Source organism: Larkinella sp. VNQ87 (assembly GCF_049445795.1).
Taxonomy (GTDB): Bacteria; Bacteroidota; Bacteroidia; order Cytophagales; family Spirosomataceae; genus Larkinella.
Map to the genome: position 1 here is coordinate 197,470 of NZ_JBMSDT010000008.1, position 24,683 is coordinate 222,152.

Sequence of the window (24,683 nt, forward strand, 5' to 3'; positions counted from 1 at the left end):
GTTTGTACCCGCCAAAAAAATGTCTGCCCCGGCTTTTTCGGCCTGAAAACCGGAAAACCGTACCTTTGCAGCATGGCAGAACTCGGAACGGACCTCGACAAAGCAAAGCACTTTCTGGAAGCAGGCAATGTGATCGGTATGCCCACCGAAACCGTTTACGGCCTGGCGGGCAATGCGCTGAATCCCGATGCGGTGCTGAAAATTTTCACGGTCAAAAACCGCCCCTCCTTCGACCCCCTGATCGTTCATACCGATTCGATCGACAAACTTGACGCGTTCGTTCGGGATATTCCGGAAAAAGCCCGGCAACTGGCCGAACGGTTCTGGCCGGGGCCTTTAACAATTTTGCTTTCCAAAAAAGACATCATTCCTGATCTGGTTTCGTCGGGACTCGATACGGTCGCCATCCGGATTCCGAACCATCCGCTGGCACTGAAGTTGCTCGGCATGCTCGACTTTCCGCTGGCAGCGCCGAGCGCCAATCCGTTCGGGTACATCAGTCCGACCACAGCCGGGCACGTGGCTGAGCAGTTGGGAGAGCAGATTCCTTACGTGCTGGATGGCGGTTCGGCCCAAGTCGGGATAGAATCGACCATTGTTGGATTTACGGAAGGTGGTCCGGTGGTGTATCGGCTGGGCGGGATGTCGCTGGAAAAACTGGAAGCGGTGGTGGGAAAAGTTGCCGTCCGGAGCCACTCAACCTCGAATCCGAAAGCGCCGGGGATGCTCAGCAGTCATTACGCCCCCCGCAAACCATTGTTTCTGAAAACCGTTCCGGAAGCTTTGGCGAGCCATAAACCGGAGCGTATCGGGTTGCTGGCTTTTGAAGAACTGAGTCGATTGATCCCGGTCGAAAACCAGCAAATTCTCTCTGTGACGGGCGACCTAAACGAAGCTGCCAAGAATCTGTTTGCGGCCATGCGGTCGCTCGATGCTCACGATGTCGATGTGATCCTGGCCGAACTTCTGCCCGAAACCGGGTTAGGCCGGGCCATCAACGATCGGCTGCGACGGGCTGCCTTCAAATAAAAACGAAGCCAGGACATTTGCCCGGCTCCGTTTCTCCTTTCTCCTATTTTATAGTATGTTACTAATCGGTTTTGGCTTTGGGAGCCTTCGCCGGTTTTACATTCGTTTTGTTTTTCTTTTTGGGTTTGTCATCCGATTTCCAATACACGGCGCCTTCCGGTGCGTCTTCCACGGCGGGCGGCAAGGGCGGAGTCGGGGATGCGGGTACGGCGGCTGGTGCGGCCACCGCCGGTACATCCGGCGTCGCCGGAGCTACGGGTGGTTCAGGCGCTTTCGGCATGTCTTCCGGGCGGTCGTAGCGTTTGCCGTTGTACCAATACTGGCCTTTCACACCCGCCGGTTTGACTGGGCGCGCCGGGGTTGTCGGAGCAACGACCGGAGCGGGGCGTCCGGGCCGGGCCGGAGCCAACGCGGGCGCTGGGCGGGCGGGGCGGCCCGGCACTTCGGGCGTTGGCGGAAGGGCGGGGGCCGGAAATGCTTTTCCCCGCAACGAATCCATTTCCCGCCGGTATTGATCCGCCAACTTGATCAGATGGGGCATGTTCGCATTCATCTGTTTGGTCGCTTCCTCCCAGTAGGCTTTCATCGAATCGTCGGACATCCGCATCCGCTCCTGAAACTGTTGCAGTTTTTCCTGCATCCGGGTCATGTCATCCCCAAACCGCTCTTGAAGTTGCTTTTGCTTTTCGGCCACGTCTGCGTGAAGTTTGGCGAGCAGTTGGTTCTCCGACTCGCTCAGCTTTCCGTTCAGCCGTCCCTTTTTTTCTTCTAATGCGACCGATTCCTCCAGTTTCTGCTCTAAATCACGGTGGAGTTTTTCCATCTTCCCGTGTAATTTCTCCATTTCCTGCTCGATCCGTTCGGCGTCGCGCTCGTGGATTTGATACTGTCCTTCAAGCTTTTCCAGCGGTTCGGTCAGCTTCTCCATCTCGATTTCTAACCGCTCCAGTTCCTGCTCACGACGCTCCAGTTCGTTTTCCAATTGCTGCCGGTTTTTCGGATCAAGGGTATCATTTTCCCAGACAACAGGCTCGAACTCAACCGATTTCTTCACGGCTACTTCCACGTTTTCCAATTCAGCAGGTTGAAGGGTATCCGCCTTCCAGATTTTGGTTTCAGAAGCCCTCTCCGGGCGGTTTTTGGCAGTCCGGTACATATGTTGCCCCGTCACCAAACCGGCCAGCAGGAGAAAACATCCGGTTACGGCCAACCCGTTCGGACGCGACGACGAAGGTTGTTCCCGCACCCCGATCACCCGTTTCACCCGTTGCAGGAAAGACTGTTTCCGGGCTCCGAACGCCATCGCCAGCGCCGGGGTTGCCACCAGCGCCTGACGCCGTTCTTCAATGTGTACCAGCGCCTGAGCCAGGCTCGTCCGTTCACCACATAGTCGAATCGCTACATCGTCGCAGGCATGCTCGCGCTCTTCCCGCACCCGTGCCGAGAGCCACCAGATGGCCGGGTGAAAAAACAGAATAATTTCGACCGCCGACTGAATCAGATTGACCAGGTAATCGTACCGGCGAATGTGGGCCAGTTCGTGCGCTAACACCGCTTCGACCTGCCGGGGCGACAAACCGGCCAGTAAACCGATCGGGATCAGCACCACCGGTTTGAGCCAGCCAATCGTCATAGGCACGCTGATTTCGGTCGACTCGACTAACCGCACCACCTGCGTAATACCCAGTTGCCCACCCAGTTGGGTAAGATAATCCTGCCAGGCTTTGGGAGCGGGTTGGATGCCCCGCCGGGTGAGTCGCTGCACGAACAACCAACCTCCCATCAACCGAATGAACAGAAAAACCGCTCCCGAGAGCCAGAGGGTAACAAAGAGTGGCAGGTGCCGGTTAAGCCAGAAAGTCAGTTGTCCCACCCAATCCGTCGTGCCAGCAAGGTTCATCACGACAATCGTATGGACGGCGTTTTTGTGGAGATCACCACTGATCAGCATCGCCGGGCGAACCGGTTCGTAACAAAACCACAGCGACCCGATAAACGCCAGCAATTGCAGCGATAGTGCCCCGATGCTGATTCCGTAGCGCACCGACGCGGTTTGTTGGTGTGCCAGCCGCAACGCCAGCGCCGTGACGGCTGCGAGCAGTGTTCCCTGCCAGAGGGTGTGCACCAGCGCCCAGCCCAGCGCATTCGTAATGGGTTCTGAAAAAAGGATGAAGGCGATCATGGCATCAGTCGTTGGAAGACGGTTTTAAATCATCGATGAGCTTTTTCAATTCGTCGAGTTCCTGCGGAGTCGCCTTGCTGGTTCCGAGCGCCTGCATGACCAGTTTCATGGCCGATCCCCGAAAAGCGGTGTCCACAAACCGGTCGAGCAGGTGTTGCCGGGTTTCCTGCTCGTCCACCAATGCCTGATAGACGTGGTAGCGTCCTTCTTCCGTGCGGCTCAGCAAGCCCTTGTCATGCATGATCTGCATCAGCTTCAGGGTGGTCGTGTACCCCACTTCGCGCGCCCGATTCAGGTGATCATTTACCTGTCGCACCGTGCTGGGGCCGTTGGCCCAGAGCACTTGTAGAATTTCCAGTTCGGATTCGGTCGGTTTCATTGTTTTGTGTTTGCTGTTCGGGCCGTACCCACGGACTTTAGTCCGTGTTTTGAGTTAATATGATCCTTTAGATGGTATAAACTCCCAAAACACGGACTAAAGTCCGTGGGTACGGATGACTACGAAATTGTTCGTAACAAAGATATACGAATCCTTTCGTAGATGTCAAGAGTTTACTACGAATATTTTCGTAATAAATGTTAAAAACTTTTATTCGTAGTTTTTAACTGGAAGATGAACTTGCTTAAAATTTATAACTATATTTACCGTTACACAACTAAGCTTTAAGTCCATCACTTTCCCATGTTCAGGAATCTCTTGTTGTTAACCGGATGGTTGCTATCCCTGGCCGGTTTTAGCCAAACGGTTTGTCTGACCGAGGCAGAACATGAAGCCGCGGCCCGCCAACTGGCGAAAGAGTACATCCTGATCGAGAAAGTGCTCGACCCGGACTTCGGAACGAATCGGGATGCGAATCGGGCCGATTTTGAAATGACGCCCGGTGAAAAGAAGCGGATCGAAATCCGGAATCAGATTGCGAAAGACCTGAACCAGATGCTTAAACAAGCGAAGGTATTGCAGGATACGGGCTGTTACGTCCAGGTTGCCTTGTACGCTAACGCCGACGGTTCGATTAACCGGGTGTATGCCGAGCCCGAGTTTCATTTTTCGGCCATCCGCATGGATAGCCTGGCGATTATCCGCGTAAAAAACCGGCTCAGCCCACTCCTTTGCCAATGGTTCTCGAATTATCGGTTTCCGGTTACCGCCGAAAAACCGTATCGCTATTTCACCGGCCTGCCGATTGGTAAATTCCCCTCCCAACGCAAGCTCCGCCGGGGGCCGGGGATTCTGACGACGATTGAAGATGCCGAAAAAACCGGTCGGCCGGATACCGTCAAGCATTTGGTTTTCAATACGCTGGAGTTGAAAGAAATTCCGAACGTTATCTACCGGTTTCCGAACCTGGAAGTGCTCGACTTAAGCAGTAATAGCCTGAACCAAATCCCGGAAGAGGTATTTTTGATTCCCAAACTTAAACAACTTAATGTTTCCTTCAATCCGCTGGGAAACGACGGGCTGCACGTTGCCCGCAACAAACACCTGAAAATTCTGAACATCCAATCGACCGGGATTACGGCCGTTCCGAAAACCGTGTCGCGCAACCGGCGGCTGGAAAGCCTGTGGCTAGGCCTGAACGATTTTTCGGGCGGACTCAACACCGCTCCGCTGCGTCGGCTCCGGCGGCTGAACGACCTGAATTTGTACCGGGCCAACCTGGCCGAACTTCCCCGCACCATTCACCGATTAAAGCGATTGGAAGTGTTGGATTTGTATTACAACAAGCTGCGGGTGCTGCCGGAGCGAATTGGGCGGATGCGCCGGTTGCAGCAGTTGGCCCTTTCGAACAACCAGTTGCACGACCTGCCGGAGCAAATCGGCCGCATGCGCCGGTTACAGGTGTTGTATACGCACCATAATTTTCTGGCCAGCCTCCCGGCGAGCGTTCAGAAACTGTATACGCTCCGGATTCTCGACATTGGCCACAATGCCTTCAGCCGGGTGCCTGAGCCGCTCCTGCATCTGCCCTACCTCGAAGAACTGGACATCAGCCACAACCGTCTCTCCGACCTGCCCACGCAACTTTCGCAACTCCAAACCCTCCGCAAGCTGTTCCTGCGGGGCAATCCGATTAGTGAGCAGAAAAAAGTCTCGGCCAGTCTGATCAAAGACCTGGAGAAAAACAGTACGGAAGTGTTTTACTAACCGGTTAGTCGTTGACGCCTTCTCCTGCCGATTCGGCCAGTTCTTCCTTGATTTGACGAATCCGGTCGTTGAAATTCAGGTTATGAAAGTCTATGTTTTTCATGCTGATGGCTTCCAGAAATGCCATCACATCAGGATCGTGGGGAATGCGCCGGCCCGTCACGACACTGACGTATTTTGAGGTCATCCAGAGCACGTTTTTCAACTCCTTCCGGCTGTCGTCGGTCATGTAATATTCGGTCACCATCGTATCGGAATCGAAGTAAATGATTCGCGACACAATCCGAATCCACTCGCTGACCCTCGCCGGACGCACGTAAGCAATCTGGTGCTGGTAAACGACCCAACTCGTTTTGTATTCCCGAAACAACTGCAGCGGACTGAAGTTATATTGCGTGGCCACCTGATCTTCCCGGGCATTGAAATAGTAGTCGAAATACTTCGAGTTATTTAGGTGTTGAAGCGGATCACAATCCTGAAAACGGACGATGGTGCGGGATTCGGTTTCGTGCGGATAGGTTCTGGTGGGATCGAGTTTTATCATAGTTCGCAAAATTTTACGTTAAATACTGTAAATTAATCGAGGTAATCCATCAACATTGTAAAAACAATGAAATCGTTTCGTTTGAGTGCTGTTTTTATTCTGCTCAGTAGTTTCGTATTCACCGCCTTTCGTCCCCAGGACAACCCCGACGCCGTTGTAGGCACCTGGCTGAACGGTACCAAGCGCGGCCACATTCAGATTTACAAAAAAGGCGACCACTATTTCGGTAAAATCGTCTGGCTGAAAGAACCCAACGATCCCGCAACCGGCAAACCGCGCACCGATGTCAAAAACAGCCAGGCGCCCCTCCGTTCGCGGCCGCTGGTTGGTCTTGACGTGATGCAGGGCTTCAAATACGACGGTGGCAAAGTCTGGGAAGACGGCAACATTTACAACCCCGAAGACGGCAAGGAGTACAGTTGCAAACTTACGCTGAAAAATCCCAATACGCTCGATGTACGCGGCTACGTGGGTATTTCCCTGCTCGGCAAAACCCAAACCTGGACCCGCATCAACTAAGCGGTGCTTTTCGGTGAACGAGCGGTTTTGGGGTTCGTTTCAAACAATTTTCAATGAATCTGGTTCTAACTGGTAAGATTCTTCACCAGAATCGTTACACAAATTACTCACGTTAAACCATTTTCAACCATGAACGAGACAACCCTTAAAGGCGGCTGGAACGAATTGAAAGGCAAAATTAAACAAGCCTACGGAGACCTGACCGATGACGATCTGACCTATCAGGAAGGTAAAGAAGACGAAATGTGGGGACGTATCCAGCAAAAAACCGGTAAAACGAAAGACGAGATCAGAAAGGCCGTTGCCGATCTCTAACATACGGATGGAACGGATGAATCATCCGCTCAGGACAGCCGCAGGGTAAAATCTGCGGCTGTTTTTTTGTGCTTGTCAGACGGCAAAACCAGGCTGCTTTTCGAAAAATATTGAAAGACTCTCTCTAACCTGGTCATTTTTCAAGCTCCAGCTCTCATGCCAGCTTAAATCTGTTGTTAATTCTATCCTGTATCTGACAAAGGGAGCCCTTCTATCAGCAATGGCCCACTTTAGTATCAAATTGGTCTTTAATATTTTATTTCGTGGGAGTCGAAGTTTTAATGTTACCTTTTTGCGGATTTGGCATCTAAATGAAAGAAAACCGCCTTTTCTACTAGACGAGCTATCCTGTTCGGACATTTCCCGTAACCCACCCGTTGCATGCGCAATAACCAACAACCTGATTCAATTGCCTCCTTTCAACACTTATTGCCTGAATGGAGCCAGGCAGCCGATGAAGTTTATCAAAACTATCACTTTTTAACCCTGGCACTGGGTCGGTCCGACTGTCTGCCAATTCCGGAAGAAGCTTTAAAAAAGCTAACGGATCTGCGCGACCTGCTAGTCCGTACGCTGGTCGAATTACTCCAGGATTTACCCCCGGCTACGCACCGGTTATCCAACGAGAACCACGAATCAATCAACCGTTTTAACGAACACACAGCTACGCTCAAAGCCGTCAACCAGCAGACGGATACGCTTTTTCAGGAGCTAATTCTTGAGTACCCATCGCTCCGTGACTGGTTTGAGTCGCTGACGGACGAATAACCTTTTCCCAATCCTATAAAACGATCAACCATGAACGACACGGTTTACGTCAACGAGTTACTCCGACGCTTGAAGAGCAGCAATGATCCAAGGCTGTTCGACAGCCTATTCATTATGTACCTATATCGATACCAACAGGTTCTGAATAATACCGTTCAGTTTACACTCATTGACAAAATTCCGCCCCCGCTTCAGACCAGTACTCACTATAATTAACATCGGTCCGTACCCACGGACTGAACGGGGCCGTCCGGCGTTCCGTGGGTACTATTCACTCCGCAGGGATTTGACGGGGTTTGTCAGGGCGGCTTTGATGGTCTGGTAACTGATGGTGGCGAGTGCCACCAGAACCAGCAGCACCATCGGCACCAGCCAGTGTACCGGATTCAGTTCAATCCGAAAGGCATAGACCGACAGAAATTCCCGCAACAGGTACCATGAAACCGGCGTCGCCAGCAGACCCGCAAGCAGCAACAGGCGCAGCGAATCCCAGGCCAGCAACCCTAGAATGCTTTTCACCGAAGCCCCAAGCGTTTTTCGGACGCCAATCTCTTTCGTTCGCCGGGCTGTGCTGTACGAAGTCATGCCAAACAAACCCATGCAGGCAATCAGGATCGCCAGCGACGAGAACAAAAGAAAGGTCCGGCCGAACCGCCGATCCTGCTGGTATTGCTGATTAAAAAACGCATCCAGAAAAAAGTGGTCCATCGATGATTCCGGGAAAAACCGGGTCCAGACAGTTTGCACCCGTTCCACCAGTCCCTCCACGCGATCGGTATTGATTCTCAGGGAAAAATAGTCGGTGGGCAACCAACGGTATGCGGGATCCATGAACAAAATAACCGGCGTAAACGGTTTATCGAGCGATTGCTGGTGATAATCTTTCACCACACCGATGATTTCGTTGGGCCGATCGTGGGTCGTTTCCAGCAGAATTTTCTGCCCGACAGCCTGCTCATTGGACGTAAACCCAAACTGCCGGACGGCCGATTCATTCAGGACCAGCCCCAGCGAGTCGGCCGGACGGCTGCGGTCGAAGGCGCGGCCCGCCACCAGTTTCAGGTCGTACGTTTTGATAAAATCGAAATCCACGACCAGCATTTCATACAGGCGGTCATTTTCCGGGCCGTCGTGCAACCGCCGGTTGGCCAGCATCTGCCCCACCTCCCGGCCCGGCACCGCGCCCGAACCCGTCACCTCCTGAATGCCGGGAATCGCCTTCAACTCATTTTTCAGGGTTTGCATTTTCTGGTCGTACTGCTCGGTTTTCACGGGGGCTTTCACCACCAGCACCTGATCAGTTCGGACGCCCAGCTCCTGGTTCATCATATACGCCAACTGACGCCAGGCGACAAATGTACCCACGATCAACACCATCGAAGCCGTAAACTGCACCACAACCAGCCCTTGACGCAAAACCGCCCCACCACCCGAAAACCGGTATTGACCTTTCAACGCCAGCGCCGGTTTGACCTGCGCCATCACAAGCGCCGGATAAACGCCGGAGATGGCAATCCCGATGAGAAAAACCAGCGCAAACGACCCGTACTGACCGGGGTTCGCCCAGTCGAATGCCGTCGATTCAATGCCCAGAAAAACCGGTAAGAACGAATTGGCTAACAACAGCAGACAAATCGCCAGTGTCAGCGCCAGGATATTTAACAACAATGATTCGAACAGAAACTGAAACACAAGCAGGCTTCTGTACGAACCGACCGTTTTTCGAATGCCGATTTCTTTGGCGCGGTCCATCGCCCGGGCGGTCGACAAGTTGCTGTAATTAACCCAGCCAATGATCAGAATAACGAATGCAATGATCGACAGAAACTGCACAGCGCGCCGATTGCCTTTCACCTCAATTTCATTGGGCGTGGCCGGATTCAGGTGAATGTCGTGCAAGGGCACCAGATCGATGCCCCAAACGTGATCGCGCAGGGCTTCGGCGGTTTTGTATTTTTCCGACATAGCCGGAAATTTGGTCATAATCGTCGCCGGATCAGCCTGCGATTTTAGCCGCACGAACGAATAACTTTCGTGCTGGTACCAGGTATCCCAGGTCCATCTGGCTGCCGTAGTCCACGACAGCACCATACTGAACTGCATGGTGGAGTTGGTGGGCAAGTCGGCAAACACACCCGTCACCTGGCACCGGAATGCGCTGGAGATGGTGCTAATATCCAGGTATTTCCCGACCGGATCGCTGTTGCCGAAGTACCGCCGGGCCGTCGATTCGGAAATAACGACGGTGTTGGGCGCTTGCAGGAAGGTATGCCGGTCGCCTTTGACAACCGGGTACCCAAAAAAGGTAAAGAAATTCGAGTCGGCAAAGCAAACGTGTTCTTCCCGGAATTTGGTCGTTTCATAGCGCACCATCCGGGTCGAACCCCGCCATGAAATCCGCGTATAATCTTCAATCTCCGGAAACGCCTGTTTCATCGCTGGCGCATAACCGTTTGAACTGGTAGCCCAGTGTTCGGTTTCGGCACCGTTTTTGAAAAACCGGCTTTCAATGCGGTAAATCCGGTCGCCCTCCGGATGAATCCGGTCGTAGCTCTGCTCAACCCTTACATAGCTCGAAATCAGTAAGAAAGCGGCCATCCCGACTGCCAACCCGGTGACAATGATACCCGTATAGACTTTATTTCGAAGAATCGTCCGAAAAACAAGCGTACAATAATGGTGAAGCATACGACGGAACCCGTAACCGGTTTGCCTAAACCGGAAGGATGGTTAGATTATCTCGTAAAATACGAAGGAGCAATGAGATCTGGGCCCGTCGGGTTTATTTTTTGATGTATTTTTCCAGCGCTCTGACGTAATTTTCAAACGCAGAAATTCCCGCCGATGTGATTCGACACATCGTTTGTGGAAAATTATCCTTGAATCCTTTCGTCACTTCGATGTAACCGGCCTCCTTCAGCTTCGTGATCTGCACGCTCAGGTTACCCGCCGTTGCTCCGGTTTTTTCGCGCAGAAACGTAAACTCGGCTTCCTGAACGCTGATCAGCAACGACATTACCGCGAGTCGTAGTTGCTGGTGCAACAAGGGGTCCAGTTCTTCAAACATCTTGTTTCTGGTAGTTAGCCCGCAGCAGGTAGCCAGGCACAATGTAGCTGCATGTAACAGCCAGGGCCAGCAACAGCAACTGAACGTCGAACGAAACGAAAAATGCGGCCACGGCAATCGGCCAGTTCAAGGCACCGCCGATCACCAGCGGCCGGAACCGCAACGCGCCCCCGGACACAAACGTACCGATTCCGTACAGAAGGAGTATGATCGGGTAGGTATTTTCATACCCGATTCGGGGCATAAAGACCAGCAAAATTACAATAGACACCAAAAAAGCGATCCACAGATACGATAAAAACTCACCAATGTAGGTTTTGACCGGTTGCCGATTTGCCAACCGGCGGACGTAAAAACCGGTGTACACTCCGGCCAGCGGCATGGTAGCCCACACGGCATACGGGTAGGGAAAATCGGTCTGGGTGAGCAACCCGTAGTGGGCCAGACTCGAAAACAACACCAGCCAGCCCCACATCAGGTACAGCGTGCCGTCGTCCTGAAGGGTTTTCTTGGCGGAGAGAATCATGGCGTGGATCACCCGGAGGCTTTCCCGTTCGTCCATCAGCGGTTCAGATTCCATTGTTTATTACTTTAGTTTGTCCAGGGTCATTTCAAAGCTTTTGTACCAGGTTTCTCCGCCGTTCGGACTGAACTCCCCAACCTCGTGCCATTGGCCTTTTGAGTTCAGCCGAATCGTATAACGAATTTTGCCTCGCTCCGTGTTGAAGCCCCATTCCAGCCAGTTTTCGCCTTTTACGTCCAGATACGCATCGGTAGACTGTCCGTTATCACGAAACGCCTTCATGGTGTATTTCCGGTTCAGCGAATCGTAAGCCGCCACGGCCAGCGCCTGAAACACTACCTGGCCTTGCTCCCGGCCCGTGCCTTCGATGAGTAGCACCCGGTCGTTCAACTTCATCTGGACGTTTTCCGTTTGGACCATGTTCACCTTCTTTCCGGGTCCTAGTATGGCCTCGGCTGCCCCTTTCCATTGGCCTTCCAAAAACCGCAATTTTTGCATGGCATCCCGGCTTTGCGCCAGGCTCTTACCGGGATACAACAGCGAAAATAAGACGTACGTCAAGAAAATAAGACTGCATTTCATAGCAATAAAGTAGTTTATACTGTAAACTAATAAGCGATAAATAAATCCCATCCGGGATTTCTACAAACATAAAGTAGTTTACATTATAAACCAAATAATTGCCAAACGATGTTATCGATCCCTTCAGAATCCGGCATGGATTGTCAGGGTAAGCGATTACCCTTTTACCTCCACCAATTTCAATCGGTTGAGTTGCGTTTCCAGGCTCAGACTGCGGATATCCAATTTCTGTTCGATTCGCCGGAGGGTTTCTTCGCTATACGTACCTTCTTTGTGCCAGTGGATAATCCTATCGCGCTGGTGGTTGACCATCAGTCCGGCTACCAGAAACAGAATCGGGTACGGACTTTTCAATTTTTGAGTAACAGAGGTCAATGCAGCCAGAATGGACATCAAAACCAGTACAATTTCAAGATTGGTCATCCAGAAAAATCAAGGAGTGTTCGAAATTAGCTATCTTGTGACTCGGCTTACCCTTACACTGGAATTGGGTCACTCATATTCAAATTCCAGGCGAAAACGATCTGAATTATACGTTCCTACAACCGAATTCCTGAAAATATGGTTTTTTGCTCTTCAAAAGCCCGGTGTCGGGCCTTTCTGACTTCTCTGTTTTCGGGCCTGTTTCTCCTCTCCTTTGCCCAACCCAAACCGTCGCTCGCTCAACTCAAACAACGCGTTGAACAAGAGTTTGCCCAACAGCCGGGCCGATTTGCGGTTGCCTTCCGGGACATCGCCACCGGGCAGGAGTTGCTGATTCGGGAACACGAAAGCTTTCATGCCGCCAGCACCATGAAAACACCGGTCATGATCGAGGTTTACAAACAGGCCGCCGAGGGGCGGTTTTCGCTGTCGGATTCGATTCGGATCAAAAATGAATTCAAAAGCATTACCGATGGCAGTCCATTCACCCTGAAAGCCGAAACCGATAGCGATACCCTGATATACAAACAGATCGGCACCAAACGCACGCTCGCGGATTTGGTGTACGACATGATCATCGTGAGCAGCAACCTGGCGACGAATCTGGTGATTGAACTCGTCGATGCCAAAAATGTGACGCAAACCATGCGCACGTTCGGGGCCAAAAATATTCAGGTTCGGCGGGGTGTGGAAGACACCAAGGCGTTTCAGCAGGGGCTCAACAACACGACCACGGCCTATGATCTGATGGTGATTTTTGAGAAGATTGCCACCGGAAAAGCCGTCAGCCCTGCAGCCTCGGAAGCGATGACGAAGATTCTGCTCGACCAACGGTTCAACAGTGTCATTCCGGCTCAGTTGCCGAAAGACGTGAAAGTGGCCCACAAAACCGGCTCGATCACCGGCGTTCATCACGACTCCGGGATCGTGATCCTGCCCGACGGCCGGAAATACGTGCTCGTTCTGCTGGGCAAGGACCTGAAAGACGACGCAGCCGCTACCCAAACGATGGCAACCGTTTCCCGCCTGATCTACGACTACGTGACACACTAACCGCCCGGCCCCGGCGTTAGTAACTTATCATTGGAACAATAATTGCTTGTCAATCCAAAAACCAGTTTATGCGAACTCTTCTACTGTTAGTATGGCTCATCGGGCTGTTGCCGACAACCCGGGCGCAGGATCTTTACCAGGGGCCAAAACCCGAAGCGGTTTTTACGGCTGCCGCCGAGCAGGCCTTTTTGAAGGAGTTCAACGAAAAATTCAAACCCGATTTCGACGCGCCCTCTCAGTACGAAAAAGCGCAGACAACGCCGGTTGATGGTTGGGAGATGGCACTCTTTACGGCCCGGAACGTGCAATTAACGTTCTACAAGGCGCATCCGCAGGTCGGGCAATTTTCGGATCACTTTAAAAAGTACGTCGAAAACACCATCCGCTGGAATTACTGGCACCTGCTGATGGCCTGGCCCATTGTCCGAACCAACGCCCAGGCTTCGCAGCAAACCGTGCCTTCGCTGCCGGCGGTGATGCTGGAAGGTTTCGATGAGTCGAAGGTAAGCGACGAAACCGCCCTGCTCGCCGAGTCGTACCGGAATTTTCTGTTTTACTACGTCACGTATTTTAACTCGAAGACCCGGAATTATGCGAAATATACTCCGAATGACATTCACAAAATGTTGCCGGAAAAAGCCGGATACGCCCGCCAGCACCTGAGTGGAAAACCGTATCAGTATACGCTGGCCAGGCTGCTGCTCGAAAACTGCGAGAAAGCCGTCCCATCATCAGTTCGCGAGGTCTTTGCCATGTTAACGGCGACACCCAATTCAGCATTTTATACGGACTTTGTCAAAGCCCATTGCGGGGAGGTCATGGCCCGGAAAGACGAGCCAAAACCGGAGCCTAAGAAGAAACCAGTAGACCCCAATGTTTTCTCATTTGTCAACCAAACCGGCGAAACCGTTACGCTGGACGATTTCAAAGGAAAAGTGGTGTATCTCGACGTTTGGGCGAGTTGGTGCGGCCCCTGCATTGGGGAAATTCCGTTTTCCAAACAACTCCACGCCCGGTTTTCGAAGAAACAACTGGAAAAGGTGGTTTTCCTGTACGTTTCGATCGATGATTCGGACGTGAACTGGAAAAACGCACTCCAGAAACACCAGCTTCCCGGTGAACAGGGCTGGTCGAAAGGCGGGTGGCGGTCACGAATTGTGCAGTATTTCGGCATCAACAGCATTCCCCGCTACATTCTGATCGACAAAAAAGGCAACATGGCCGACCTGAATGCCAAACGACCCAGTTCGGCCGACGCAATTTATCAGGACATTCTCAAGTTGCTGGAAAACTAAGCGGTTTGACAGTTTTTAGTTTATGATTGATAGTGTATAGTTTGACTATGGGCAAATCCCAACTTTCAACTAGCTCATTAGCCGAAAAACTATAGACTATAAACTTTAAACTCACTCAAACCAAGTCCTTACCCGGTTTTAGTTATCCCGTAGGGGCGTATCCCGTGAGTCGGCGTAAGCTTTCGAGAAGTCGATTTTGCCCACCTGGCTGGCAACGTACCGGATGCCCTGGAAGATGTGTTTCATGAACAGCGGCTCAGAATAATCCTTTTTGTCGTGGCCGAGGGTCGTACACCAGGTGTAACCGCCATCGAAGTTGTAGTACCAGGTTGCCGGGTACAACTGCGTGAACGTTCCGCCAAACATCCGGACTTTCTCCGGTTCATCGCTGGTCAGCGAAGTCAGGTCGTGGGCCATGACGACCGTCGGGCCGGGCGACATTTCCTTGGTGAAGTAAAACTCATCCTCTTTTTCCCAAACCTTCGGCAGACCTTCCATCGAGGGGTGTTTGGTGTCGATTACCACCGTTTTGAACTTCTGGAATTTGGGGTGCCAGGCAAACGTTCCGCCGATCATCCGTTTGAACCAGGTCCAGTTTCGCTCGGTGCCTGTGACCGAGTGAATGCCGACAAAACCGCCCCCGGCTTCGATGTACCGCCGTAGCGCCAGCCGCTGGGCGTCGGTGTCGAATACATCGTTGTTGGTGCTCGGAAACACCAGCAAGGTGTATTGTTTCAGGTTGTCTTCCGTAAAAACCGCTGGCTGGTCCGTCACATCGACCTTGAAACCGTGTTCCTCGCCGAGCTTCTCAATGCTTTTGGCCGCGAACGGAATGTTCTCGTGTACATACCCTTTTCCGTTTTTGGTGTACACCAACACCCTGACTTTCTTCCAGTTGACAGCCTTTTCTTTCTGTCCCCAGCTTACCGGAATTGTCAGGAAATAAAAAAGTAAACCCGTAAACGTGACAGTGGTTAATCGATTCATGGCTTGTTGCTATCGGTCTACTGCTGATCAGGTTACGTCCTTAACTTTACCGACTGCGCCTGTTTCTGGGCCTTCAGCGCCAGCTCCGTTGCCAGAAAACAGTGAGCCTGCGTCATGGCGGTTTCGGTCCGGTTCAGAATATCATCGACAAGTTGGGTGCCGTAGGGCGTATTTTCTTTGCTGCAATCGATGTACCGGGTTTCCTTGTTATCGACCAAAAAAAGGTGATTGCCGCCCTCACGTCCACCGATGTCGACGTTCTTCCGCAATTCGATAAAACCGTCGGTTCCCAGAATGGTCAATCGACCATCGCCCCACGACTTCAGACCGTCGGGCGTAAACCAGTCGACCCGGATGTAGCCCGTTCCGCCGTTGCCCCGCACCATCGCATCGCCAAAATCTTCAAATTTCGGGTACTGCGGATGGCTCGTGTTTCCGACCTGCGAAGCGACCACTTCGGCTTGGGTGGAGCCGGTGAAGAACAAAAACTGGTCGAACTGGTGCGAAGCAATGTCGCAGATGATGCCACCAAATCGCTGCTTATCCCAGAACCACTCCGGACGGGATTTCGGATTGATCCGGTGTGGCCCCAGCCCAATCGTCTGGATCACCTTGCCAATAGCTCCGGCTTTGACGAGTTCCCCGGCTTTGACGGTCGCCCGGTTTTCCAGCCGCTCGCTGTACATGATCGAGTAAATCCGTTTGGTGTCTTTTTGCACCTTGCGGGCTTCGGTCAGTTGTTCGAGCGTGGTAATGCCCGGTTTGTCGGCCATGTAATCTTTTCCGGCCTTCATCACCCGGATACCAAGCGGAGCGCGTTCATCCGGAATACCGGCGCTCACGACCAGTTGAATCGAGTTGTCGTCCAGGATTTCCTGTTCGCTTTTGGCCAGTTTGGCGTCAGGATAGCGCTTGGCAAACGCAGCCGCCAGATCCGGTTCTTTGGCATAAAAAGAGACCAATTGTCCCCCGCCCCGAATAACGGCTTCGACCTGCCCGTAGATGTGTCCGTGGTTCAGGCCGATGGCCGAAAACCGGATGCGCGGGGCGGTTTTGGCCCGTTCACTGCCGAGAATCGTGACGGTTGGCAATGTCTTGGAAGCGGCCAGTATCTCGGTTGGCAAGGCCGTCAAACCGGCTAAACCGGCGGCTGTAGCGACGGAATCTCTCAGAAACCGACGCCGGTTGGCGTGTGAATCGTTCATTTTTGTACGACGGACTGCCAGTCCGTTGTTTTTTTTAGTTTTTTCATACGCCAGGAAAAGCTCCCAAATATCGGCGGACGAGCTGTACAACGGACTGGCAGTCCGTCAGTTTTTTGTTTTTAGTTCTTACCAACACCAGAAAAGACCAAAAATATCGGCGGGCGGGCCGTCCGCCGTACAAGTGTAGCCGGGCGGACTAAAGTCCGCCGGTACGTTTGGCGAGTTCCAGCGCCTGGGTGGTGGTGTAATACTTGGCGAGCATGTTCGGCACTTCCCAGGCCGGTAACGCTCCGACTTTCAGGTACTCCAGGTATTTCTGCGCCACCCGACCAAAATGGGCTTCGTGCCCTTCCTTGTATTTTTCCGGAATAACCACTTCCCAGCCTTTGGCAATTTTCTTCACCTCCACGCCCGGATAGTCCTTCTGGATGGCGGGCAAAACCGTCTTTATAGCCGCATCGAGATCCGTCTTTTTGTCCACTGCTTCAATGTACAAGGTCGGTTTGTACTGCTGCTCCGCGCCCTGCCGGATGATCAGATTGGCTTTGGTGCCCCGCATGATTGAGTAGTGCGTATCGCCGGTACCTTCGGGGGCTTTGTACGCCCAGATGACCGAGACTTTGGCGTGAACACCCTTCAGTTGATAATTGATTTCGCCGTTGCTATACACCTTCAGGACAGTGTCCTTCACCACATCCTTTTTCAGGTAATCCGGAAAAGTGGCCTGTTTGGTGATGGCCGTGAACTGACTCAGGGTCATGTCGGTCGTCCACCGGCGGGCGGAGGTTAGCTTGATATCGTTCTTATAATCGAGCGTTTGCTCCGGGAAACACTCCCACTGAACCAGATCGACCAGGTGCGTCGTCACGTCTACGATGCCTTCGCCCTGCTGGGCCACATCCATGAACCAGGCCGGACGCGTCAGGATACTGCCCGACACATTTTTGTAAAAGTGGTGAACGCTCTCCTTCGTCACCGCCGGATTGTCGGGCGTCCCTTTTTCCAGCGTTCCGAAGACTTCCGGTTGCTGCGAAAACGCCCGTTGCAGCATCGTCGTGATCTCATACCGCTCCGTCATGATGTCATACAGCAAGACCTTGTTTTTCGCGGCCGTCGAAAACGCTTCTTTCAATTGCTCGAAGTCCGAAGCGCTGATCGCCATCGGCTTGTCAGCCAGTACGTTAAATCCAGCCGCGACGGTTTTCTGGATGTAATCGGTTTTCAGCCGGTTATTCCCCGCCATCACGACCACGTTGCTGGCTTTCGTTTCGGCGCGGTCGGTCAGCATTTTGTTAAAAAAATCCACCCCCAGGTACACATCTTCGTGCCAGTGGGTCGGTTCTTCGGGTCGGGCGTTGTATCCTTTGATGCGGTCGAGGTGAAGCTGCACGTCGGTACCTTCCGGCGCATACACATGAACCGTCGAATCGACACCCTCCAACGTATTTTTCTGCACCAGAGCCGCGTGAAAGTGACCGGGATCCAGTGTAATCAGGTGAATTAGGTCATCCTTTGTTTGGTTCGATGACTGACAGGCAGCAAACAGCGCAGCCAGCAACAGGCTGCCAAAAACAGGCGATACGTTCATTCGAGTGGGTTTTGTTACGGGCACTACATTAACGGGATTTAGTGGATGCCAGCGCCTGAATGGCGTAGGGCTTCCGCTGCGGACGCGACAATAGCTGGTTTGCCTCCGCATCATTCCTGAATTGTTCTTTTTTCGGATCCCAATACAACTTCCGGTTCAGTTTCATGGCCGCGTGGTGCAGCAGGCAAGCCGTACACGACCGGTGGCCGACTTCGGCGGGGGCAATCGGTTCTTTGCGGCTGACGATGCTCTCCAGCCAGTTGCCGTGGTGTTCCTTGCTGACGGGCAAATGGATTTCGTTCGGCCCAATCACCGACTCGATAATTTTCGGATCGCTGGCATCGAGTGCCTTAGCCGCCCGTTGCTTCGAGATCGGGTCGCTGGCCGTGACGGCCGAATCGCCCCGGGAAACGAAAATCCAGCCTTCGGTGCCTTCAAACTTAATGCCGTTGGGCAGTTCGTTGCTCACGATCATGTGAACCCCGTTTTCGTATTTCGCTTCGGTTCGGAAAATACCGTGGACATCCCACAAACCGCTCTTCGGGAAGTCGGCTTTACCCCAGATTTCGACCGGCCCAGTGTGTTCGGTATTCATGGCCCAGTGGGCGCAGTCGATGTGGTGCGAGCCCCAGCCCGTAATCATTCCAGCCCCGAACTGCTCGCAACGCAGCCAGCCCGGCCGGTCGTAACCTACCTGCGGATGCACCCGTTTTTCGGTGTAATAGACCTCGGGCGTTGTGCCCAGCCACATGTCGTAATTCAGGTTTTTCGGCACGGGCATTTCCCGCTCTTCGTCGCCCGACGGATCGCCCGGTAGTCCGACATACACGGTTTTGAGTTGCCCGATCCGTCCGTTCCGGACCAGTTCGGCCGCGTACCGAAACTGGTGCGACGAACGTTGCTGGCTACCTACCTGCATAATCCGGCCCGTCCGCTTCACGGCATCGGCCATCACACGTCCTTCCGAAATCGTCAGCGAAGCCGGTTTCTGCATGTAAACGTCCTTGCCCGCTTCGACGGAATGCACCACCATCGGCGCATGCCAGTGATCGGGCGTGCTGATGATGACCGCATCAATATCTTTGTTGTTCAATAATTCCCGGTAGTCGGTGTAAACTTTTACGCCGTCGTAGTCCTTGCCGGTTTTCTTCGAATAATAGCCGTTGACGAGTTGTTTCCCTTCCTCAGCCCGCTTGCTGTCGACATCACAAACCGCCATGATCAGGGCATTGTCGTACTGCCAGACGCCCGGCATGTCGTGTCCGCGCGAGATCCGGCCAACCCCTAGAGCGCCAATGTTGATGCGGTTGCTGGGCGCGTTTTTTCCAAAAACTGAAGCCGGTACGATGGTCGGAAAACCGCCGAGGAGTGCCGACGTAGCCAGCGTTCCTTTGGCGGCCAGGTCCAGAAACTTTCTCCGGGAAACACCGTTCCGGGAATTGACTGTATTCTTTTCAGGTTTCATGAGTCAGTAGGGTTTAGACATGGGTGACAACCTTCACTTCCCAATAAGCTTCCAGGCAGGAATTTATACTAATCTTACTCCAACGAATGGCGTCTTTTTACTCCCTGGTGATCGGGTAAACATCAGCGAATTCGCAGCAGTATTTCCTATATTTCCAGGAATTATAAGGCACCTCAACCCAATGACGGTTTCGAAAGCATCTAACGAAATGAGAATGAAGCTTGATTACACGACACTAGCGCACCAATTTTCGTCAAGGTTTCCCCTCGTTTCTTATGTGAGCATTCAAATAAACTTCTGGTTCATGGCCAATCTACTGGTGATGTGCATAACGCATATCACGTCGCGCTTCATTGGCCAAACCTTCCAGATAGCGGCAACGGGACCCTTTACGCCCCTGGTATGGATTGCCTTATCGATGGGAATTTTCTACGGCATTATTCTCGGGCCCATGCACTATTATCTGGATCAGAAATTCTTCAGAAAGCTTGCGCTGGGAACGATTATCATCCTTAAAGCCGTCACCTCACTGGGGGTCCTGGTCCTTATTTTCGTGCTGCTACGCAATACATTTTTTGAACGTTTGATGGCACCAGCGGTTCCGGAAGGGGCGAAAAGGTTGAGTGATGAATCCTGGGATTGGCTCTTTCTGCTATTCGTAATTTACTATTCCTTCATGACACTTCTCATCAGCTTCATCAATCAGGTGAATAAGAAATATGGCCCTGGGGTTCTTTTACCGTTGCTGCTGGGGAAATACCGTGAACCAAAAGAAGAAGACCGGATTTTCATGTTCATGGATTTAAAGGCTTCGACGACAACCGCCGAGCGGTTAGGTCACTTACAATACAGTTCATTTATTCGGGATTGTTTTTCCGATATTAATGAGGTGCTCTATGGCTTTCGCGCGCAAGTTTATCAATATGTCGGCGACGAGATCATTGTAACGTGGCCGGAACGTGAAGGAATTAAAAATCACATTTGCATTCGGTTTTATTTTGCCTGCAAAAGACAATTTCAGACTCGATCAGCGTATTATATGTCAACCTATGGTCTTCTGCCCGAATTTAAAGCCGGAGTCCATACGGGTGCGGTTACAACGGTCGAGATAGGGGAAATGAAGCGAGACATTGCCTACCACGGTGACACCTTAAATACCACCGCCAGAATTCAGAGTATTTGTAATGAGCAGGGGAAACTTTTTATCGCGTCAAAATTCCTACTCGACAAACTAGGAACGCATCCGAAAATGAAAGGACAAGAGCTCGGCCCGGTTCTTTTGAAAGGAAAAACGTCCAGAATTGAACTTGTGAGTGTCGAATGGGTGGAAGAGTGATAAATTCAGGCCACTTCAGGCTGCCTTCGCCAAACCGATTCTCCGTTCCAGCCCCGGTTTTTTCCGCCTAACCCGATTTTCTTTCCAACTAGCTTTCAACTTCTGTACTTTCACGGTACTAAACAACGACTACCGATGAATGCGAACGTAAAACTAATTCCCTCTGCACTCGGTCTGTTGCTCGGCCTCTGGATGCTGGCCTGCGGTAATGAAACCAAAACGGTAAAGATTGAAAAATCGGGTCGGCCCGTTTCATCGGCTTTTCACAAATAACCGGTTGATGGGAACGCTGCCGGGTCACCGTTGCGATTCAGCGGATCAAAGGAACCATTCCTTGCGTTACTAATCACTCAATTCTGTATCTTTCGTGTTATTTCCCTTCCAGCATGAAGATACCGTATACCCTCGCCGTAGCTTTTCTGGCTACCAGTCTTTCATTTGCCCAAAAACCGAAGGAATCCTGGGATGTTGCCACGCCCCACGGCCCCGCCAACGAAATCAGCTTTACGACCCGCGAAGGCACCTGGATGAACCTGGATGTCAGTCCCGATGGTCGGGAAATCGTCTTCGACCTCCTCGGCGACCTCTACACGCTTCCGATTTCCGGCGGAACCGCCCAACTCCTGGCCGGTGGCTTACCGCTTGACATTCAGCCGCGTTACAGCCCCGATGGCAAACGAATTTCGTTCACCAGCGACCGGTCCGGGGGCGACAACATCTGGACCATGAACCGCGATGGCTCCGGCCTGCGCCAGATTACGAACGAAGATTTCCGGTTGCTCAACAACGCCGTCTGGACGCCCGACGGGCAGTATCTGGTGGCCCGGAAGCACTTCACGAGTCGGCGATCGCTCGGCGCCGGGGAGCTTTGGCTCTATCATGCCGGAGGTGGTTCGGCCGGTTTGCAATTGACCAAACGCAAGAACGAGCAACAGGACGCGGGCGAACCCTGTGTCTCGCCCGACGGTCGGTATGTGTATTTCAGCGAGGATGTGAGTCCAGGGCCGATTTTTCAGTACAACAAAGACCCAAACGGCCAGATTTACGCCATCCGGCGCGTCGACCGGCAGACCGGCGAAATCAAGAACATCGTGACCGGCCCCGGCGGAGCCACCCGCCCGCAGCTTTCGCCCGACGGTCGGTTGCTGGCGTTTGTCCGGCGGGTGCGCACGAAGTCGGTGCTGTACATCCACGACCTGAAAACCGGCGAGGAATACCCGGTTTTCGACCAGTTGAACAAAGACCAGCAGGAAGCCTGGGCCATCATGGGCTTGTATCCGAACTACGCCTGGCTACCCGACGGCAAAGAGCTGGTCATCTGGGCGAAAGGCAAGCTGTACCGGGTGGCTATTCAGACCGCCAAAGCCGTTGAAATCCCGTTTACGGTGAACGCCAAACTGACGGTGCAGGAAGCCGTGCGGTTTCCGCAGACGGTTTTTTCGCCGACGTTTGAATCGAAAATGATCCGGCACGTGCGAACGTCGCCCGACGAGAAAACCTTGGTTTTTCACGCAGCCGGTTACTTGTACGTTAAATCCTTGCCCAACGGCCAACCCGAACGACTGACCAAAGAAACCGCCAGTTTCGAATACGAACCGAGCTTCAGCCCCGACGGCAAATTCCTGGTCTACACGACCTGGAACGACTCGCTAACGGGCAGCATCCGGAAGCTGAACCTGCAAACCCGCAAAACCGAGACACTGACCCGCGAAAAAGGCTTTTACAACAGCCCGGTTTTCAGTCCCGATGGTACGCAGATCGTGTACCGTAAATCGACCGGGAACGGTTTTATGGGGTTTGCCTACGGAAAAGAACCCGGTTTGTATGTGATGACTGCCAACGGCGGCACCCCTACCTTCATTCGGGAAAATGGGGAAGAACCGCTCTTCAATCGCACCGGCGACCGGATTTTCTTTGTGGAAGACGGCGCGACCAAATCCTTCAAGAGCGTGACGCTGACCAACGCCGACGAGCAGACGCATTTTACCTCCCAGTACGCGACCCGCTTTGTGCCCAGCCCCGACAACCGCTGGATTGCGTTTCAGGAATTGTTTCACCTCTACATCGCCCCCTTCGCGCAGGCCGGAAAAGGCGTCGACCTGTCGGGCGGCACGAAAGCTTTCCCGGTTTACAAGGTGACGCGCGACGCGGGCGATTACCTGCACTGGTCGAAAGACAGCCAGAAACTGCACTGGACCATTGGGCCTGAATACTTCACACGGTCGATTCAGCAGAGTTTTGCTTTTGTCGAAGGCGCACCCGAGAAACTGCCCGCCGTCGATTCGACCGGCATCCGAATTGGCCTGACGCTGACAGCCGATGTGCCAAAGGGCGTGGTGGCTTTCCGGGGTGGGCGGATTTTGACGATGAAGGACGACGCCGTGATCGAGAACGGGACGCTGGTGGTGCAGGACAACAAAATTCTGGCGGTCGGCCCGGCCAACGCAGTCACGATTCCGGCGGGGGCCAAAATCATCGATGCGACCGGCAAAACCCTCATGCCCGGCCTGATCGACTCGCACGCCCACATTGGCACCGGCGACGGCAAATCGCCCCAGCAGCAGTGGTCGTATTTTACCAACCTAGCCTACGGCGTCACAACGGTTCACGACCCGTCTTCCAATACCGAAATGGTGTTTAGCCAGTCGGAAATGGTGAAAACCGGTCGGATGATCGGCCCGCGGGTGTACTCGACCGGCACCATTCTGTACGGAGCCGATGGTGATTTTAAAGCGGTGATCAACAGCCTCGACGACGCCCGTTCGCACCTGCGCCGGATGAAAGCCGTCGGCGCGTTTTCGGTCAAAAGTTACAACCAGCCCCGCCGGAACCAGCGCCAGCAGATCATCCAGGCCGCCCGCGAGTTGGGGATGATGGTTGTGCCGGAGGGCGGTTCGTTTTTCAACCACAACATGACTATGATCATGGACGGCCACACGACCATTGAGCACAACATTCCAGTCGACCCGGTTTACCAGGATGTGGTGTCGTTGTGGCGCAACAGCAAAACCGCCTACACGCCCACGCTGATCGTGAGCTTCGGCAGTGTATCGGGCGAGTACTACTGGTACCAGAAAATGAACGTCTGGGAACAGGAACGACTGCTGCGGTTTACGCCCCGGGCCGTGGTCGACAGCCGCTCGCGTCGCCGGACGATGTTGCCGGATGACGAATTTGGGCACATCGGCAATTCGCAAACCGCCCGCCAACTCACCGACGCGGGGGTAAGCGTGCAGTTGGGTGCTCATGGGCAGTTGCAGGGTCTGGGCGCTCACTGGGAACTCTGGATGCTCGGTCAGGGCGGTATTTCGAACCTTCAGGCGCTGAAGCAGGCCACCATTCTCCCGGCCCGGAACCTGGGGCTAGACCGGGAAATCGGGTCGCTGGAAGTGGGCAAGCTGGCCGACCTGCTCGTGTTGGATAAAAATCCGCTGGAAATCCTGCAAAACAGCCAGGCCATTCAGTATGTGATGGTCAACGGCCGCCTGTTCGACGCCAACACCATGCACGAAACCGGAAACTACAACCGCCCCCGGCAGAAGTTTTTCTGGGAAACCAACCGCTACAACGATGCCTTTGAATGGCACGCCGAAACCCAGAGCTTCGGCCACATCCACTGCATCTGCCGGGGATTGCATTGATCCGTACCCACGGAC

Annotated in this window: 23 protein-coding genes; 10 read left to right on the top strand and 13 right to left on the bottom strand. The window is 53.1% G+C overall.

Features of this window, described 5'->3' with window-relative positions; all coding sequences use genetic code 11:
- The first annotated feature begins 72 nt into the window (after window positions 1-72).
- On the top strand, window positions 73-1,029 hold the full coding sequence (locus ACO2Q8_RS15510; protein ID WP_423345745.1) for an L-threonylcarbamoyladenylate synthase: 957 nt from the start codon (window positions 73-75) through the stop codon (window positions 1,027-1,029).
- 61 nt (window positions 1,030-1,090) lie between these two features.
- On the opposite strand, the gene ACO2Q8_RS15515 is transcribed toward ACO2Q8_RS15510, so the two are convergent.
- Entirely contained in the window at window positions 1,091-3,211 is a 2,121-nt protein-coding gene (locus ACO2Q8_RS15515; RefSeq protein ID WP_423345746.1) for a M56 family metallopeptidase, read from the bottom strand.
- A 4-nt stretch (window positions 3,212-3,215) separates the two neighbouring features.
- Window positions 3,216-3,590: a BlaI/MecI/CopY family transcriptional regulator gene (locus ACO2Q8_RS15520; protein WP_423345747.1), complete on the bottom strand. Its 375-nt coding sequence runs from the start codon at window positions 3,588-3,590 to the stop codon at window positions 3,216-3,218.
- A 303-nt stretch (window positions 3,591-3,893) separates the two neighbouring features.
- On the opposite strand from ACO2Q8_RS15520, the gene ACO2Q8_RS15525 reads away from it, so the two are divergent.
- Complete coding sequence (locus ACO2Q8_RS15525) at window positions 3,894-5,357, top strand: leucine-rich repeat domain-containing protein (RefSeq protein ID WP_423345748.1); 1,464 nt, start codon at window positions 3,894-3,896, stop codon at window positions 5,355-5,357.
- 4 nt (window positions 5,358-5,361) lie between these two features.
- On the opposite strand, the gene ACO2Q8_RS15530 is transcribed toward ACO2Q8_RS15525, so the two are convergent.
- Window positions 5,362-5,901, bottom strand: a complete 540-nt coding sequence (locus ACO2Q8_RS15530; protein ID WP_423345749.1) for an acyl-CoA thioesterase — start codon at window positions 5,899-5,901, stop codon at window positions 5,362-5,364.
- A gap of 66 nt (window positions 5,902-5,967) precedes the next feature.
- Between ACO2Q8_RS15530 and ACO2Q8_RS15535 the strand changes: the two genes are divergently transcribed.
- The 3 genes from ACO2Q8_RS15535 to ACO2Q8_RS15545 all read left to right on the top strand — a co-directional run bounded on the left by ACO2Q8_RS15535 (window position 5,968) and on the right by ACO2Q8_RS15545 (window position 7,503).
- A complete protein-coding gene (locus ACO2Q8_RS15535; RefSeq protein ID WP_423345750.1) occupies window positions 5,968-6,420 on the top strand; it encodes a DUF2147 domain-containing protein in 453 nt (150 codons plus the stop codon).
- A gap of 129 nt (window positions 6,421-6,549) precedes the next feature.
- Window positions 6,550-6,735, top strand: coding sequence for a CsbD family protein (locus ACO2Q8_RS15540; RefSeq protein ID WP_423345751.1), 186 nt, complete (start codon window positions 6,550-6,552; stop codon window positions 6,733-6,735).
- Window positions 6,736-7,116: 381 nt separating this feature from the next.
- A complete protein-coding gene (locus ACO2Q8_RS15545) occupies window positions 7,117-7,503 on the top strand; it encodes a hypothetical protein (protein ID WP_423345752.1) in 387 nt (128 codons plus the stop codon).
- A 267-nt stretch (window positions 7,504-7,770) separates the two neighbouring features.
- On the opposite strand, the gene ACO2Q8_RS15550 is transcribed toward ACO2Q8_RS15545, so the two are convergent.
- From ACO2Q8_RS15550 to ACO2Q8_RS15575, 6 genes are all read right to left on the bottom strand, one after another.
- A complete protein-coding gene (locus ACO2Q8_RS15550; RefSeq protein WP_423345753.1) occupies window positions 7,771-10,191 on the bottom strand; it encodes an ABC transporter permease in 2,421 nt (806 codons plus the stop codon).
- A gap of 94 nt (window positions 10,192-10,285) precedes the next feature.
- Window positions 10,286-10,570: a winged helix-turn-helix domain-containing protein gene (locus ACO2Q8_RS15555; protein ID WP_423345754.1), complete on the bottom strand. Its 285-nt coding sequence runs from the start codon at window positions 10,568-10,570 to the stop codon at window positions 10,286-10,288.
- On the bottom strand, window positions 10,563-11,150 hold the full coding sequence (locus tag ACO2Q8_RS15560; protein WP_423345755.1) for a hypothetical protein: 588 nt from the start codon (window positions 11,148-11,150) through the stop codon (window positions 10,563-10,565). The genes ACO2Q8_RS15555 and ACO2Q8_RS15560 overlap by 8 nt, the downstream gene beginning before the upstream one ends.
- A gap of 6 nt (window positions 11,151-11,156) precedes the next feature.
- Window positions 11,157-11,675, bottom strand: coding sequence for a DUF1579 family protein (locus ACO2Q8_RS15565; protein WP_423345756.1), 519 nt, complete (start codon window positions 11,673-11,675; stop codon window positions 11,157-11,159).
- A 156-nt stretch (window positions 11,676-11,831) separates the two neighbouring features.
- The gene (locus ACO2Q8_RS15570) at window positions 11,832-12,098 is read right to left on the bottom strand and encodes a hypothetical protein (RefSeq protein ID WP_423345757.1); all 267 of its coding nucleotides are present in this window, start codon (window positions 12,096-12,098) and stop codon (window positions 11,832-11,834) included.
- Window positions 12,099-12,251: 153 nt separating this feature from the next.
- Window positions 12,252-12,455, bottom strand: coding sequence for a hypothetical protein (locus ACO2Q8_RS15575; protein WP_423345901.1), 204 nt, complete (start codon window positions 12,453-12,455; stop codon window positions 12,252-12,254).
- Here ACO2Q8_RS15575 and ACO2Q8_RS15580 point away from each other — a divergent pair.
- Both ACO2Q8_RS15580 and ACO2Q8_RS15585 read left to right on the top strand, forming a co-directional pair.
- Window positions 12,426-13,151 carry a serine hydrolase gene (locus ACO2Q8_RS15580; protein WP_423345898.1) on the top strand — a complete coding sequence of 242 codons (726 nt, stop codon included), beginning with the start codon at window positions 12,426-12,428 and terminating at the stop codon, window positions 13,149-13,151. The two genes, ACO2Q8_RS15575 and ACO2Q8_RS15580, sit on opposite strands and share 30 nt — an antisense overlap.
- A gap of 68 nt (window positions 13,152-13,219) precedes the next feature.
- Window positions 13,220-14,446, top strand: coding sequence for a TlpA family protein disulfide reductase (locus ACO2Q8_RS15585; protein WP_423345758.1), 1,227 nt, complete (start codon window positions 13,220-13,222; stop codon window positions 14,444-14,446).
- 138 nt (window positions 14,447-14,584) lie between these two features.
- Here the strand turns inward: ACO2Q8_RS15585 and ACO2Q8_RS15590 are convergent, their stop codons facing one another.
- From ACO2Q8_RS15590 to ACO2Q8_RS15605, 4 genes are all read right to left on the bottom strand, one after another.
- The gene (locus tag ACO2Q8_RS15590; protein ID WP_423345759.1) at window positions 14,585-15,433 is read right to left on the bottom strand and encodes a ThuA domain-containing protein; all 849 of its coding nucleotides are present in this window, start codon (window positions 15,431-15,433) and stop codon (window positions 14,585-14,587) included.
- Between the two features lie 32 nt (window positions 15,434-15,465).
- Window positions 15,466-16,638 carry a Gfo/Idh/MocA family protein gene (locus tag ACO2Q8_RS15595; RefSeq protein WP_423345760.1) on the bottom strand — a complete coding sequence of 391 codons (1,173 nt, stop codon included), beginning with the start codon at window positions 16,636-16,638 and terminating at the stop codon, window positions 15,466-15,468.
- 196 nt (window positions 16,639-16,834) lie between these two features.
- Window positions 16,835-18,226: a putative oxidoreductase C-terminal domain-containing protein gene (locus tag ACO2Q8_RS15600; protein ID WP_423345761.1), complete on the bottom strand. Its 1,392-nt coding sequence runs from the start codon at window positions 18,224-18,226 to the stop codon at window positions 16,835-16,837.
- 28 nt (window positions 18,227-18,254) lie between these two features.
- The gene (locus tag ACO2Q8_RS15605; RefSeq protein WP_423345762.1) at window positions 18,255-19,691 is read right to left on the bottom strand and encodes a Gfo/Idh/MocA family protein; all 1,437 of its coding nucleotides are present in this window, start codon (window positions 19,689-19,691) and stop codon (window positions 18,255-18,257) included.
- A gap of 304 nt (window positions 19,692-19,995) precedes the next feature.
- Here ACO2Q8_RS15605 and ACO2Q8_RS15610 point away from each other — a divergent pair, with 304 nt between their 5' ends.
- From ACO2Q8_RS15610 to ACO2Q8_RS15620, 3 genes are all read left to right on the top strand, one after another.
- A complete protein-coding gene (locus ACO2Q8_RS15610; RefSeq protein WP_423345763.1) occupies window positions 19,996-21,027 on the top strand; it encodes an adenylate/guanylate cyclase domain-containing protein in 1,032 nt (343 codons plus the stop codon).
- 135 nt (window positions 21,028-21,162) lie between these two features.
- Entirely contained in the window at window positions 21,163-21,300 is a 138-nt protein-coding gene (locus ACO2Q8_RS15615; protein WP_423345764.1) for a hypothetical protein, read from the top strand.
- A 113-nt stretch (window positions 21,301-21,413) separates the two neighbouring features.
- Window positions 21,414-24,668 (top strand): amidohydrolase family protein, encoded by a 3,255-nt coding sequence (locus tag ACO2Q8_RS15620; protein ID WP_423345765.1) that lies wholly within the window; start codon window positions 21,414-21,416, stop codon window positions 24,666-24,668.
- Window positions 24,669-24,683: the final 15 nt, after the last annotated feature.